A 15,026-nucleotide genomic window follows, 5' to 3' on the forward strand; every position below is an offset into this window, starting at 1 on the left:
CATCCAGACCTACCACTGGATTCATCATCATCTCCTCCTCTTAAATATAATTAGTCGGTTGTCCCTAGAGCTGCTTGTACTGTCATAGGTTCGCTTGTTAAACGGGATCTTTGTCCCAACCAGCCTGAAACATGCTTATACAAGTAGGGAGTGAACAGTTTTGCGGACGGGATCATGTCCCACGGGCGCTACGTTCTACTCCGACTACCGCAATAATAAAACCAAATAAAAAAAGTTCAACCAGTAAAAACTGGTTAAACTTATATTACGATCGGGCGCAATCCTGTAACAAGGATCAGCTATCTTTTTTGGGGAGTAGGATGAACTATTGTAGGAATTTAAATATTATGAAATAATTGGTATTTAAAAAATGATTTTAAAATAGAAGTGAGAGTAAAGGAGGTAGTCTTCTGCCACGATCATTTTATAATTTAGTTATTAGTATGTCTTCCAGCAGGTTAAGCTTTGCGTTCTTCACCATGACGTTCATTACAATACTATATAGTGAAACAGGCTCAGCAACACTCGCTTCCACTGTTACTTTAACTACAACTGTTGCACAGATTGTATGTGGGATTTTCTTACCTGGGTTAACTAAGCTTTATTCATCAAAAGCGATCTTATATTTCAGTCAAATATCCCAGTTAATCATCTTTATATTATTGGTTATTTTCTTTAACCTAGATTTGTCAAATTTCACAATTGTATTGTTGTTTGTTCTCAATTTCTTTTTAGGATTATTCTATGCAGCAACGAATCCTATTAAAAATGCAATTGTCCCAAGAATAATAGAGAATAACGTTCTAGTACGTGCTAATACATTCTTAGCTACCTCTGACCAAACTTTGCTATTAATTGGGTGGACACTTGGGGGAGTATTAATTGCCAAATTAGGTGATACCATTTTATTAATGATTTCATTTGTCCTTTTAACCATTTCTCTAATTTCTCTGAAATTAACAAATATACCCTCCGATACGAGATCATTAAAAAAATCCAAGAGATATGCTGTGTTTTATAAGACTTGGACTGTTTTGTTCACCCATCCCAAATTAAGAACCATAACTTTGATGGATATAACTCATGGTTTTGGAGGTACTGTTTGGATAGGTGCAGTCACTCTTGCTTTTGTTACAGAAGTCTATAATCTGGGAGAGTCATGGTGGGGGTATATTAACGCCGCATACTTTACAGGAACTATTCTTGGTGGGCTATTCATATGGAAAGTAGCAAACCGAATACAGAATAATTATATTAAAGCTATATTGATTAGTTCATTTAGTTTAGCTATTCTTACAATCTCTTACGGTATCATTCCTATTTCGTTTATAGGGTTGGTATTAGTAGTAATAATGGGGCCATTTTTCCAACTAATGAGCATCTCTACTAGAAGCTATATTCAACAGGAAATAGAAAAAGAAGAATTAGCATCTGTTTTTGCCTCACGTGCGACATTAAACCAAATAATCTTTTCTATTTCTATTTTTCTTATAGGTTTAATCGTTGACTTGTTTGGAGCACAGTTTGCCTATATGTTTTCAGGAGCTTTATTATTCATTTCAACTATCATTGGTACATGGAGTTTTAAGAGCGCGAGGATAGATAGTGGTAAAAATATGCAGAAGGAAGTAAATACATAAAAGCCAAAAACGTAGGTTGAATGTTCAACAATCGGGCGCTTTCCTGGAACAAGGATCAGCGCCTATTTTTCATTTTAATGCATTATATGGAATAAGTATATTGGGCTTACAGCCAGAATTGAAAACAAAAAACAGGAACCACAGTATTCTAGATAAAAACTTAAAATAATTAATCCATTTATACCAAGCATTTCATTTGATACAATTACATTCGTATATGTAGATATATTGCACATTGCCCATTACATGCTTTGAGTTATGTTTAGGTGGCTGGCATTTTGTTTTGATTTTACGCCATGCCTTCCAGAATTTTTATGTGAATATAAAGATAGATAAGGCGTAAACTGTCATAGCATTATTTAAGTGAAATGACAGTCGCTATTTAACCTCACTAAGATACAAAGGAACCTATAGAAGTTTAATTATTGTTGGAGTGCCGTTTGCTAAAGAACGTCAAAAGAAATGAAGTAGCGAAAGCGTTAATATAAATAAGATTATCTATAACTATAACAAGGATGAGAGCTCTTATTTTTATGGCGTATACTAGATAGAATTTATAATTGATATCTTTTCACTTTCGAGTTTTATAGAATTACGATATGATGGTAGTATAATTAAAATCGTATAGGGGGAGTATTGTGCAAAAACAAGTAGATATTACCTTTGAAATCCAAGAAAAAGATTATATCCAACTTTTTAGCAATATGCCAGCGTTAAAATTCCAAAAGTATAAAGCTGTTTTTACTATAATAATAATAAATATAGTACTGTATTTTTCAATTATGCTTTATGCGAAATCGTTAGAATTTACACCAGAACAATTTGCTTTAGCAAACTTACTAGCACTAGCAGTACACGGTACAATTACAACTATATTATTAATTAAATTTAGAAAAAAATACAAGAAGATGGTTTTGGATATTGCGAAAGAAAAATATCAAGAAATAACTGGGGAAAAGATTGAGATGATGTTAGATAAAGATCTTAATATTATCCTTATAAATAAAAGAAGCATACCCTTGTTTGAAGAACATATCAAAATAATTTCTACTAGCGAAAATTATCTTATTTACATAGGAAGTAAAATACATTCTAATAAAATTTTCGTCCCGAAGAAAGGCGATAAGTATTATAAAAAGAACCTATCTCATATTATACAGTATTTAACAGAATTAGAAAACGCCCAACTGATAGAAGAGAACAAATAAAATGCGCAGGCATTTTATTTGTTCTCTTTTAAATTGGTTTTAGTTTTTAATATGGTTGATATTTTCTAAATTCTTCATTCATTTTATCTAAAACAGAACTAGTTAAGTAAAGTAATCTACTTGGTGCCGTTCTTACAATGACTCCCATATTTTCCATGATAGCTTTATAAGAATAAGCTGAAACAACTGCCGTAGTAGTAAGGCCTGCCAAAAATTTCAGGACATCATTTGAAAGGTAATTTGATAATTTAGGGTGTTTTTGATCCATAACGACTTCAATAGTTACTGCTAGAGAGCTCTTTAGTTCACCTTGAATTCTAAAATCCCTCATATTCATTGTTAGTTTAAGCACAATTTGTCCCTCGAGATTCATCCCGGAGGAAGTAATAATTTCTCCGTTATTCACTTTATTGTGAAGAAAAAATCCACCCGTTCCAACCTCAGCTTCTAGTCCTAATATATTCTGAAATTCATTAATATCATTGTCTAACTGCAATTTTATTGCTCCATCATAAACTTCACCATTCCTAATAGTGATAACAGAATCTTCATTCCCAGGTGTTTTTAATAAAGAAGCGCATGTAATTGTAACCTTCATATGCCCGTAATCTCTTGTTACGCTTTTATCATTCCAAAATTCACCACTAGGAATCAAATTTAATATTTCATAGTCAGGTAGTACATCTTTAATGAGTGGGGATTCTTTTAAATTCTGTAATAATTCAATTCTCTTTTCTCGAATAAGCTGACTTTTTTGTAGTGGTGTTAATTCAGGTAGCTCATTATTTAATCCTAAATATACAATTATTTCATTAGCTATTGCTCTTGCAAAATCATCAGCCCGAGTTTTTAATAAATAGGCATCGTTTGAATTTGATAAAAAGGCTGTTTCTACTAAAATAGAGGGCATGGTAGTATATGTGATTACTCGGAAATTATCTTCCTTCGCCCCCCTATTTGGAATTCCTAAATTATTGGATATACTTCTAGCTACATTAGCTGCTAGATTTCGTGTGGCTGGAGTGTCATTATAAGTAAAAACCTCTGTCCCTCTTACGCTAGAGTTATTGAGCGCATTACCATGTATAGATACAAATAAATTGGCCCCCCAACTATTCGCTGAGTATACAATATTATCTAGACTGGAATAACTATCTCCCGTTCTCCTGAACCTAACATTTGCTCCATGTTGTGATAGTATTTCTCCTACCTTTAGAGTAATTTCTAAGTTAATACTCTTCTCGATTAATCCATTTCCACTTGCACCAGGATCGCTTCCTCCGTGCCCAGCATCTAGGAAAACTTTCACTCCATTTGGATTAGAGACAATTGGGATACCAATACTTCCACTTGATGGTGGAGTGCTTTGAAACTCCCCAAACAATGGAATGGCAGTAATCTGACTATCTTCATCTCTAGGGGCGAAAATATTCACTCTACCAAAACTTTCAGTAGATATAGTATAACTGTTAACTCCTGTAGTTCCCAAAATTCTATAGGAAAGCCCTCCATATCTTGAAGGAGCCAATCGCCCAACTTCATTGCCTGCAACTAAAGGAACACCTAGAGGATACACTCTCCAAGAGCTAATATGTGGCATTAAGTTTAGATAGTTTCCATGTGTAGCTCCGGAAGAACCATCTGATGAACCCAGATAAACAGGGTAAGTTGAGAAAGAGCTATCATTATCAGCTGGAGCAAATATATTAACTTTACCGAAGCTTTCCGTTAAAATGGTGTATACATTTGTAGTTGGATTTCCTAATATTTCATAGGAAAGACCGCCAAACCTTGAAGGAGCAAGCTGCCCAACTTCATTACCTGCTGATGTACTAACCCCAAGTGGATAAACTCTCCAAGAACTCATATGAGGTAATAAATTAAGAAATTGCCCAGAAGAAATTCCTGTACTCCCTACATCTCCACCGTTAGAAAATTGCGGCGTGCTTGTAATGCTGCTGTCTGGGTCTGGTGGTGCAAAAATATTAACTTTTCCAAAACTCTCGGTGTGTATTGAAAATAGGTCTGTTGAAGGCTCATCAATAATTCGATAAGATAATCCTCCAAATGTTGAAGGGGCGAGACTTCCCACTTCATTTCCTGAAACTGGATTTACACCCAAAGGATAAACTCTCCATGATGCCATATGGGGTTGAAGATTTAAAAAGCGAGATTGACCTGAAAGTAAAGCACTGTCATTTTCAAATCTTGCAACATTTGTTATGGAGCTGTCTGGATCTTGTGGAGCGTAAATGTTTACAGTACCAAAACTCTCAGTTCTTATTGTATAAAGGTCAGTACTGGGATTACTGAGAATACGATAAGATAATCCTCCAAAGCTAGCAGGTGCTAGCATTCCCACTTCATTACCTGTAGTCGGTGATGTATTAAGAATATATACCCTCCAAGATGTCATATGGGGCATTAAATTAAGATATTTACCTACATTCATAATATTAAGCACTCCTTTTTTGAATTAATGTTAGGATTAGTAAAAATACTAATTTGAAATTGGATTCTAAACTTGATTAGCAAGAGACTAAACATACAACAGCTTGACCACTTCATTTTTCTAATGTTCTTATCTTGTTATTTTTTTGTGGTTAATCCTCCCCCGTTGTTATTGCATGTGAATGTTTCTCACGTGCTACTATATAAAGAGGAAAAAGATGATATAAAATCAACCTGGATTTAAATTTTATAATTTGTTTTTCATTGCTTGCTGCAACCTAGTAATGGCTTCTGTCAAGTTTTCAATTCTTTTTTCAAAGCGAATAAGCAGGTATATGGCAATCATGACTGGGAAACCAAAATTTCCTAGTATAGTAACTATAAGTGGCATTTCCATCAATTCTTCCCCCCTTAAATACATAAAGCTAACACAAATTAAATGTTAGCTTGCTGTTTTACGTTTATCGTAGTTTTCCTTGTACTCAGAAAACGTAAGAGGAGACCCAATTTTGCCATTAATAATTGCTTCCACGACTTTTAATTTTATTTCTTGCTCCAAATCCTCTCTGTGGTTTATATCCGTATTTCGAGAGGATTTCTTTATTTTATTTTCAACAAGAAATAAAGCTTGCATCAAAATAGTTTCATCGAAATTGTTCATAAATACCGACTCCTTTGGTTTATGAATTGTTTTTTAATTGTCTTTGTATTTTTTTTAAGGCTCGCTTCTTTGTTTTAGCAACATTTTGAGGTGATTCGTCAAATAAGCGTGCAATGTCTACCTGTTTTTTGTTTTCAATAATTATTAGGTGCAATACTTGCCGTTCTTTTTCGGTTAAGTTATTGAAAGCAAAGAAGAGTTCGTCATTTTCAATGACTTCCATTACATCAATTTCAACTTCCATATCAATGTCATAGGGTTTTTGTTGTTCGTAAATAAGTAAGTCCACTAGAGTAGATTCATTTTCCAAGTCATCGATTGGCCTATCTAAAATCACAGGGAATCGAATTTTTTCCTGCCTCAATCTTTTGTCGAAATCAATTGAATAAAAGTGGGATAGTGTTGCAATATATTTAACCAGCCTATAAAGTGAAAAATGCTTTAAAAAAAGAGAGTCCAACTTCCTCTTGGAATTTTCATCCTTTAGAATAATAGCTTTTTCGAGGAGTTCTTCATGAGAGGAATCTTGTTGAAAAAAGCCCTTTACAATGGGCTGTGAAAAAAAATCCCTGTTTTGATTCATATAGTCTTCTAAGTTGCTGTACTTCTTAATAATAATCAACCTCCATTCTTTATTCCTCTAACTATTAAAGTGAAGAAGAGCAAAAGAAAATCAACCAAAAAACGAACGTTTGTTCTTATATTCTAGCATTAATTAATCAGTATTTGTCAATTAGTAATGATTAGGAGCTGGAAAAGAACCACCAATCTCTTTTTCTTTAATACTTAAATAGTTCTAATTGTATACATGGAATAAGGTAGGAGGGAGGGTTTCATATAGAATTACTATTGGTGTAAATTAACGGTGCTATTAATATTGTTAGGAGGACGGTTAAATGATCGAGAACCTAGTGAAATGATGATTGTAAAATAAAATTGTAAGGTTTTAAAATCTAAATTCTAAATCGTATAAAATAAACATCGATATTCCGCAAAAGGGCGCGATTCATGAACTGGATCAGCGCTCATTTTATTTTAGAGCCACATTCTGAAATACGCGTTAGGTTAGCAAAAAGGTTATTTCAAGAGTCATGCAGAATAAACCAATAGTAAAGTTGTATTACATTAAAGGTGTGGATGAGGATGGATTTTAAAGATATTACATTAGATGATGAAAATAATACGAGCAAACTACAGTTAAATATACTTCAAGAAATAAATGAAATTTGCTTATCTTTTAATTTGAGCTTGTGGCTACGAGGTGGATGGGCGATAGATTTTTTACTTGAAAGGATTACACGGTCACATTCAGATATTGACTTAGTTACATGGATCGAACATCGTGAACAGTTGGAACAGGCTCTTGTAAAGGCTGGTTTTCAAAAAAATCTAGTTAGTGAGTTTCAAACTGATTTCCTCAAGAATAATATTGATGTGAGTTTTGTATTTGTTAGGCTTTCGGACGAGGGGAAAATAATCGCTAACGGTTTTCCCGACTGGGTATGGAGGAAAGATGCCTTAACTAAGGAACTCTATACGGTACATGGTATATCAATAAATGTTCTTAACCCATACCAATTACTTGAGGAGAAAAGAGTTTACGAACAAGGAACAGGAAGAAAACTTCGTCCTAAAGACCATAAAAGTATAGAAATTATTCATCAGATTATTAACGAAAAAAGCTAGTAGCTAAATTTTTTAGCGAGGGTTTCTGTTCGATATTTCACATTATGTTGAGAAACATATTTAGGGGGTTAGACCATGCATGAGACATTGCATAAAGTAGAACAGGTTATTGAGAACTTTATAAATGAGAATAAGATTCCTGGGTTGAGTTTACATATAGTATCTGATGGAGAGAGTATTTTCACTTTCGATTATGGTTATTCAAACATAGAATTAAAGAAACCTATGCAACAAGATACAGTCAGTTCAATAATGAGTATTTCAAAAAGTATTACTGCCATTGCAATGTTACATTTAGAAGAAAATACTGATTTTAATTTAGATACACCTATTATTGAATATCTACCTTATTTTAGTACAAAGAGCGGTAGATATAATAAAATTAATTCTAAGCACATACTGAGTCATACTGCTGGTTTCCCAGATAATATATGGCTTGTGACGTTACTAGACAATGGTTTATATACATTCGCAAAAAATCTTCCAGAATACCAATTTATTTTTAAACAATGTCCAAACATTGAAGATACCATTACTAAAATAAAAAGCAGAGAAGACATCACAAAGTATTTTTCAAATATTGACTTAGCATATGAACCAGGTAAAGGATGGCTATATTGTACAGATGCATACGTAATTTTGGCTGATGTATTAGAAAAAATAAGTGGTTTAACCTGGGAAGAATATGTAACAGAAAATATAATGAAACCCTTAAACATGAATAATACATACATAAACCCCTCAAAGGTTTCATCTTATAATATGAATGAGTACTATTTATATAGTAAAGGCGACTTTATAAAAATACCGACTCCTAATAATCAGTTAGGGGCACCCGTTGGATTTATCTATTCAACTGCAAATGATATGGCAAAATATTTAATTGCAATAATGAGAAGTGAACAGAAGTTCATTAGTCAATTAAGTAGAAGTAAAATGTTTTCTATGATTGCACAAAGAGAGCCTGGGTTAAGCTATGGACTTGGTTGGAAAATTAAAAAGTTTCGTGATACAAAAGTAATTGAACATGCAGGAGGGTATCCGGGAGTTAGTAGTTTTGCATCCATGATACCAGCTAAAACCTTTGGACTTGTTATGTTATGTAATATAGGTGATGCTCCTCTTCAAATTTTATCAGATAATATAGTCGATATTTTTTATCCTTAATATTAGAGTGTTTAATTTGTGAATAATCTCACTTAGAAACGGGTCTGTTAACTTAATTAAAATCTTCAGTATTCTGGAGAGTTTAGTAAGATAATAACAAAAGATCTTATGCAATCGGTCGCGATCCAGGAACAAGGATCAGCGCTTGTTTTATTTTTACCAGGGTGAAAAAATATTTTAGGGATTTATAAATTATGAAATAATTGGGATTAAGATATCTGGTAGTTTAGTTAAGTAGGATCAAAAATATTAAGTTACGAGTTTTTGCTTAGATTATAACTAAGAGGTGGATGATTTGCCCAAAATAGCTCTCTTAACAGTTACTCACGACCCTCAGGGGAAAAACATAAGATTATTCAAGGAACTTAAAAATGAGCTAGAGGATATTTATGAAGAATTGTTTTTGACGGTCAGTGAAGAATCTTCAATCGAGTTGATTAAGGAAATAGAAAACAGCAAATTTGTTATAAAAATCATACCCAAAAAAGGAGCAGCCGAGGCAAGGAGAGAAGTTGTGAATTTTGGACTGAATGGGGATAGTGTATTTTACCATTACTGCGACTTTGATAGGCTCTTAACTTGGGGTAAAAATCATTTGCAAGAATTAAAGACGATTGTTTCAACTTTACCGAATCACGATTATCTTATTTTAGGACGTACCGAAAGGGCTATGAATACTCACCCACCTGAATGGATTGAAACTGAGAAAATCACCAACAAAGTTTGTTCCCTTGAACTGGGTTTAGATGTGGACATCACTGCTGGCGCATGTTCATTTTCAAGAAAAGCCGCTGAATACATCAATAAATATTCGTTTGAAAGAATGACTGATTCTGAATGGGCAATGATTGCTCAAAGAATGGCGAATTTGAAGGTAGATTATGCTCAGGTGGAAGGATTGGAATATCATGAAGAGACCAATGGATTAAATAGGGTTATTAGTGATTCTGAAAAATGGTTAGGCAGGTTAAAGCTGGCTTTGATAATAAGTGAAACTGCTATAAAGACTGGAAAGTAACCTAATATTCATTAGTTCTTTCTTCAACTAAACGGCGCTAATCTGTAATAGAGAGGTGGAATAAATGGAGATTATAAGAGGTAAACGAAGTTTTGATTTGGATGAATTCCTAAAAAAACCATTATTTGCTCATCTACCAACGGCTTCATCGGAAGGACCAAGGGAATCTCCGGTGTGGTTTTTTTGGGAAGATAAATGCCTTTGGATTATAGGAACTCCTGGAGATACTTTTCCAATAAGAATAGACAAAAATCCGAAATGTGCCGTCGGTATTGTTGAGTTTGATCCTTCTACAGGGAAGGTATTACATGTAGGTTTCAGAGGAAAAGCAACCGTAGAACCATTTAACTTTGACTTAGCAAAACGATTATTTGCAAAATATTTGGGTTCAGAAGAAAAGGACTGGGATTCTAGATTCAAAAATCAAGATCCCAAAAATGTCTTCATTCGTTTTGTACCTGAGACTGTAGTAGTTAGGGATCAATCATATAACGTCAATAGATAATATTCAACGATCGGGCGCGATCCTGGAATAAGGATTCAGCGCTCATTTTCAGTTTTGAACAAAACATTGGTTAACTTATTGGAAGAAATTAATAAAATAAATGGTTTATTGCAGATTCGCTCCAGAAGGAGATTGAATAATCTAAAGAGAAATATAGAAGTAAATAGGAAATTAAGAGGTGGAAGCTGTTGGCCATAGAACAAAATGACATTAAGCTAGTGATTGGTGCAGGGGAATATAATAACAATCCAGGGTGGATACATACACAGGAGAAAGAACTCAATTTACTAGATAGAGATACTTGGGATAACAGATTCGATATTGATTCAATTACAGCTATTTTGGCTGAACACGTTTGGGAGCACCTTACTTATGAAGAAGGTAAAGAAGCTGCAAAGATGTGTTACAAGTATCTAAAGCCAAAAGGATATATTCGCTGTGCAGTTCCTGATGCATATTTTCAAGATGACTCCTATCAAAATATAGTTAAAATCGGTGGACCAGGACCTAAAGACCATCCCGCAGCAAGTCATAAAATAGTTCACAATTATATAACTTTAAAGGAAATGTTTGAAGCCGCAGGATTTGAGATTCATTTACTTGAATATTGTGATGAAGAGGGTAAGTTCCATCATAATAAGTGGGATGGAGCCGATGGTGTTATCTTTCGTTCAATAAAGTATGACCCGCGAAATCAAGGGGAAAAGCCTGTTTTCCCATCATTAATTTTAGATGCATTTAAGCGGTAGTTATCAAACTATCTGGCGCTAACCAGTTATGTCATCGTCGGTAGGATCCAATTCAACATTAGTCTTCCGTTATCGGGCGCTATCCAGGAAGATCAACGCCCTTTAAACTCAAGCAGATGTTCGTTTTAATAAAGTTTGTTTTTATAAAAATTTACAGAATTTTCTTTGACAAAAGTAACTCTTTCGTTGTATTATATTGGAAAATTATTTATTTTATTTGATGACGAGAATAGTAGGCTATAATCCCTGTCTATAGAGAGTCGCTGTTAGCTGGAAATGCGATGACATATTTTAGTTGAAAATCATCTCCGAGAAGTTTACCTGAAATTACTTTGTAGGGTGAACCGGTAAACGGCCGTTATCCGTTTTGTTTACCAAGTGCCGTGAGGAAAATCACGGAATATGGGTGGTACCGCGGATTCAATCCGTCCCTGTTTAGTTTTATATACAGGGGCGGATTTTTTGTTTTATCTAAAAAAGTTTAATGAGGTGATTTCATTGCGTAATGTGAATACAAAAGAGGCAGCTTTGGAACGTGAGAACAGAGTCAAGAATTTCTGGAAAGAAGAAAATGTATTTAATCGTTCTATTGAAAATCGCGATGGAGCAGAAACCTTTGTGTTTTATGAAGGTCCTCCAACAGCAAATGGGCTCCCGCACGCAGGGCATGTACTTGGACGAGTCATTAAAGACTTTGTTGCTAGATATAAGACAATGTCTGGATATCAAGTATTTCGTAAGGGGGGCTGGGATACGCATGGATTGCCTGTTGAGCTCGAGGTAGAAAAACAACTAGGGATTTCAGGGAAACAAGAGATTGAAGCATATGGAGTGGAAAAGTTTATTGAGGAATGTAAAAACAGTGTGTTTAATTATGAAAAACAGTGGAGGGACTTTACAGAATCCATAGGATATTGGCTTGATATGGAAGATCCATATGTTACTTTGCAAAATAAATACATTGAAAGCGTTTGGTATATTTTAAGTGATCTTCATCGTCGGGAATTATTGTATAAAGGTCATCGTGTTACTCCTTATTGTCCAAGTTGCCAAACAACATTGAGCTCTCATGAAGTTGCACAAGGATACAAGGATGTGAAAGATCTTTCAGCAACAGCTAAATTTAAACTAGTAGATAAAGAAAATGAATACTTCCTAGGTTGGACTACTACTCCATGGACCCTTCCGGCCAATGTCGCACTTGCTGTGAACCCTGAGCTTACTTATATTAGAGCTAAAAAGGGGGAAGAAATTTTTATCGTTGCAGAAGATTTAGCCAGCAAGAATCTAGGAGAAGATTTTGAAGTGATTTCTTCGCATAAAGGTAGCGAATTTAAAAATGTTACCTACCTTGCTCCGTTCCCTTACATGAAACCAGAACGCGGCCATTTTGTTGTGGAAGGCGATTTTGTCAATGCAGACAGTGGAACGGGGATTGTCCACATCGCTCCAGCATATGGGGAAGATGATTATAACTTAGTCAAACAGCATGATCTTTCCTTTTTTAATGTTGTAGATGGAAAGGGTACTTATACAAAAGATATTCGTCCTTTTGCAGGTCGTTTCGTAAAAGATTGCGATGTAGATATTGTAAAGTACTTAGCGAATGAAGGGCTTCTATTCTATAAAGAAAAATATGAACATAGTTATCCTCACTGCTGGCGTTGTGATTCTCCACTGCTATATTATGCTATCGAAAGTTGGTTCATCAAGACAACTGAACTAAAGGTTCAATTTTTGCAAAATAACCAGAAAGTGGAATGGTATCCGTCTCATATCAAGGATGGGCGTTTTGGAAACTTCTTGGAGAATATGGTCGATTGGAACATAGGACGAAATCGCTATTGGGGTACTCCGCTTCCGGTGTGGATTTGCGATTCTTGTGAACATCAATATGCTCCGAATAGTGAGGCGGACCTTAAAGCAAGGGCAATAGGTGATATCGAGGAAATTGAGCTTCATAAACCATATGTAGATCGGATTCATTTGGAGTGCGAAAAATGTAAAGGTTCTATGTCTCGTGTTTCAGAAGTTATAGATGTTTGGTTCGATAGTGGCTCCATGCCTTTCGCTCAGCATCATTATCCATTTGAAAACAAAGAGAAATTCGAACAGCAGTTTCCGGCAGATGTCATATGTGAAGGGATAGACCAGACTCGTGGATGGTTCTATAGCCTGCTTGCCGTATCAACCTTGTTTACAGGAAAGGTTCCTTACAAACGTGTATTATCAACAGGCCATATCTTGGATGAAGAGGGACGGAAAATGTCAAAAAGCAAAGGGAATGCATTAAACCCGATGGATTTGGTGGATAAATTCGGGGCAGATGCGTTCCGATGGGCGCTTCTGGCTGATAGTGCTCCTTGGAATAATAAGCGATTCTCAGAACGTGTGGTTATAGAAGCGAAGTCAAAAGTAATTGACACGCTAGTCAATATGCACGGCTTTTATACCTTATACGCAAACATAGATGGCTATCAATTCAATGAAACAGAAACTGGTGAGAAAACATTATTAGACAGGTGGGTTTTAGCTCGTTTAAATAGTGTAACAGCAATTGTTTCGGAAGCTTTGGAAGAATATGATTTTACTAAGGCAGCAAAAGCACTTGAAACATACGTAGATGAAATTAGTAACTGGTATATCCGACGTTCTCGTGATCGCTTTTGGAAAGAGGGGATGACGGAAAACAAAAAAGCAGCATACTATACACTTCATCAAGTGCTGGTACGTACAAGTCAACTCCTAGCTCCATATATACCGTTCCTTGCGGAAGATATCCACTTGAATTTGACAGGAGAAAGTGTCCACCTTACTCACTTTCCTAAAGTAATTGTAAAGGAAGTAGATTCAAAGTTAGAAAAGGAAATGGATGCGGTTTTACAAGTGGTAGAATTAGCACGAGGTGTACGGAATGCCGAAGCAATCAAAACGAAGCAACCACTTTCTGAATTAGTCGTAATCCCGGTTAACCCCGAGATGGGGAAAGCCCTAGATAGGTATAGCGAGATCATTAGAGACGAAATCAATGTGAAAAAAGTTTTAGTTAAACAAACCTCTGACGACCTAGTCCGTTATGATATAAAGCTGAATTTCCGAGTGGCTGGACCCGTTCTAGGAAAAGAGATTAGTACGGTTAAAGGATATTTAGAGAAATTATCTGAAGAAGAAGCTGCAAAAGTCGTTCAAGCTCAAAAAGTGATGGTTCCAACTGGTGCAGGAATAATAGAGGTGCCTTTAGACCTTCTCGTTGTGGAAAGACTCGCCGAGTCAGGTTTAGCGATGGGGGGGAATCAGTATTTTAACGTTGTACTGGATACTACCATTACTGAAGATCTTCGTTTAGAAGGGCTTGCAAGGGAAGTAATCCGTGCAATCCAAGATGAACGAAAAAAACTCGATTTGCCAATTGACCTTCGTGTTGACTTATTTCTAGATGGCGATAATGAAGTTAAAACCGCAATAAGACAAAATGAAGAAATGATCCGTAAGAATGTTCTTGTAAATAACCTGAATATCGGAGATACCGAAAATATGAAAGAAGTCTCACTTGGCACTAACCAAGTCAAGGTTGCAATAAGTAAATAAAAAGTATGAAAGATTCTTGTTGGTAAATTCCAAGACTCTTTCTTTTTTTTCAGAACTTCCTCATATCTAGGGTATTCAACAAAACCAGCTAATAGTTGTCAACAATTTTCATTAAAAAAATGAAAGATTAGATGATATACTAAAAATGGGTATGCCAAATAACCTTCCAGTTTTTTATTTTTGGAAGGTTTTGTTTTACATTGTTAAATATAGCTATTAAGCTAATTCTTGGAAGGTTGTTTTATTATTTAAAAGCGCATAAATCAGATGTAAAAGCTTATTAGCACATGCAATGATCGCTACTCTATATGGTTTACCTTCATCGCGTTTTTTATCGTAAAACTCTCTTAATT

General features: G+C 35.0%; 12 protein-coding genes, 1 pseudogene and 1 other annotated feature. Of the genes and pseudogenes, 8 read left to right on the forward strand and 5 right to left on the reverse strand.

What is annotated here, in order from left to right; all coding sequences use genetic code 11:
* Positions 1-443: 443 nt before the first annotated feature.
* Positions 444-1,640 (forward strand): MFS transporter, encoded by a 1,197-nt coding sequence (locus FZC76_RS22640; RefSeq protein WP_081728169.1) that lies wholly within the window; start codon positions 444-446, stop codon positions 1,638-1,640.
* A 638-nt stretch (positions 1,641-2,278) separates the two neighbouring features.
* Complete coding sequence (locus tag FZC76_RS22645; RefSeq protein ID WP_148990356.1) at positions 2,279-2,848, forward strand: hypothetical protein; 570 nt, start codon at positions 2,279-2,281, stop codon at positions 2,846-2,848.
* A gap of 46 nt (positions 2,849-2,894) precedes the next feature.
* Here the strand turns inward: FZC76_RS22645 and FZC76_RS22650 are convergent, their stop codons facing one another.
* The 4 genes from FZC76_RS22650 to FZC76_RS22665 all read right to left on the reverse strand — a co-directional run bounded on the left by FZC76_RS22650 (position 2,895) and on the right by FZC76_RS22665 (position 6,582).
* On the reverse strand, positions 2,895-5,300 hold the full coding sequence (locus tag FZC76_RS22650) for an N-acetylmuramoyl-L-alanine amidase family protein (RefSeq protein WP_148990358.1): 2,406 nt from the start codon (positions 5,298-5,300) through the stop codon (positions 2,895-2,897).
* A gap of 246 nt (positions 5,301-5,546) precedes the next feature.
* Positions 5,547-5,696, reverse strand: coding sequence for a YvrJ family protein (locus FZC76_RS22655; protein WP_148990359.1), 150 nt, complete (start codon positions 5,694-5,696; stop codon positions 5,547-5,549).
* 45 nt (positions 5,697-5,741) lie between these two features.
* Positions 5,742-5,960, reverse strand: coding sequence for a hypothetical protein (locus tag FZC76_RS22660; protein WP_148990361.1), 219 nt, complete (start codon positions 5,958-5,960; stop codon positions 5,742-5,744).
* Positions 5,961-5,979: 19 nt separating this feature from the next.
* Positions 5,980-6,582, reverse strand: a complete 603-nt coding sequence (locus FZC76_RS22665; RefSeq protein WP_148990363.1) for a sigma-70 family RNA polymerase sigma factor — start codon at positions 6,580-6,582, stop codon at positions 5,980-5,982.
* Positions 6,583-7,103: 521 nt separating this feature from the next.
* Between FZC76_RS22665 and FZC76_RS22670 the strand changes: the two genes are divergently transcribed.
* From FZC76_RS22670 to ileS, 6 genes are all read left to right on the forward strand, one after another.
* The gene (locus tag FZC76_RS22670; RefSeq protein WP_148990364.1) at positions 7,104-7,646 is read left to right on the forward strand and encodes a nucleotidyltransferase domain-containing protein; all 543 of its coding nucleotides are present in this window, start codon (positions 7,104-7,106) and stop codon (positions 7,644-7,646) included.
* A gap of 75 nt (positions 7,647-7,721) precedes the next feature.
* Positions 7,722-8,813: a serine hydrolase domain-containing protein gene (locus FZC76_RS22675; RefSeq protein WP_148990366.1), complete on the forward strand. Its 1,092-nt coding sequence runs from the start codon at positions 7,722-7,724 to the stop codon at positions 8,811-8,813.
* 295 nt (positions 8,814-9,108) lie between these two features.
* Complete coding sequence (locus FZC76_RS22680; protein ID WP_148990368.1) at positions 9,109-9,831, forward strand: hypothetical protein; 723 nt, start codon at positions 9,109-9,111, stop codon at positions 9,829-9,831.
* A gap of 64 nt (positions 9,832-9,895) precedes the next feature.
* Complete coding sequence (locus tag FZC76_RS22685; protein WP_148990370.1) at positions 9,896-10,336, forward strand: pyridoxamine 5'-phosphate oxidase family protein; 441 nt, start codon at positions 9,896-9,898, stop codon at positions 10,334-10,336.
* A 185-nt stretch (positions 10,337-10,521) separates the two neighbouring features.
* On the forward strand, positions 10,522-11,085 hold the full coding sequence (locus FZC76_RS22690; protein WP_187442197.1) for a class I SAM-dependent methyltransferase: 564 nt from the start codon (positions 10,522-10,524) through the stop codon (positions 11,083-11,085).
* Positions 11,086-11,296: 211 nt separating this feature from the next.
* Positions 11,297-11,521: a binding site (T-box leader), on the forward strand.
* Positions 11,522-11,583: 62 nt separating this feature from the next.
* Complete coding sequence (ileS, locus tag FZC76_RS22695) at positions 11,584-14,673, forward strand: isoleucine--tRNA ligase (protein WP_148990373.1); 3,090 nt, start codon at positions 11,584-11,586, stop codon at positions 14,671-14,673.
* A 216-nt stretch (positions 14,674-14,889) separates the two neighbouring features.
* Here ileS and FZC76_RS22700 read toward each other — a convergent pair.
* Positions 14,890-15,026: pseudogene (locus tag FZC76_RS22700) on the reverse strand (IS110 family transposase); the annotation flags it as partial.

It is taken from the genome of Sutcliffiella horikoshii, from assembly GCF_008180725.1.
GTDB classification, from domain to species: Bacteria; Bacillota; Bacilli; order Bacillales; family Bacillaceae_I; genus Sutcliffiella_A; species Sutcliffiella_A horikoshii_B.

What these genes read in the sequence shown, in the direction of transcription:
- FZC76_RS22650 (WP_148990358.1), bottom strand. Translation starts at nt 5,300, where the DNA reads ATGAATGTAGGTAAATATCTTAATTTAATGCCCCATATGACATCTTGG.
- FZC76_RS22655 (WP_148990359.1), bottom strand. Translation starts at nt 5,696, where the DNA reads ATGGAAATGCCACTTATAGTTACTATACTAGGAAATTTTGGTTTCCCA.
- FZC76_RS22640 (WP_081728169.1), top strand. Translation starts at nt 444, where the DNA reads ATGTCTTCCAGCAGGTTAAGCTTTGCGTTCTTCACCATGACGTTCATT.
- FZC76_RS22660 (WP_148990361.1), bottom strand. Translation starts at nt 5,960, where the DNA reads ATGAACAATTTCGATGAAACTATTTTGATGCAAGCTTTATTTCTTGTT.
- FZC76_RS22685 (WP_148990370.1), top strand. Translation starts at nt 9,896, where the DNA reads ATGGAGATTATAAGAGGTAAACGAAGTTTTGATTTGGATGAATTCCTA.
- FZC76_RS22670 (WP_148990364.1), top strand. Translation starts at nt 7,104, where the DNA reads ATGGATTTTAAAGATATTACATTAGATGATGAAAATAATACGAGCAAA.
- FZC76_RS22675 (WP_148990366.1), top strand. Translation starts at nt 7,722, where the DNA reads ATGCATGAGACATTGCATAAAGTAGAACAGGTTATTGAGAACTTTATA.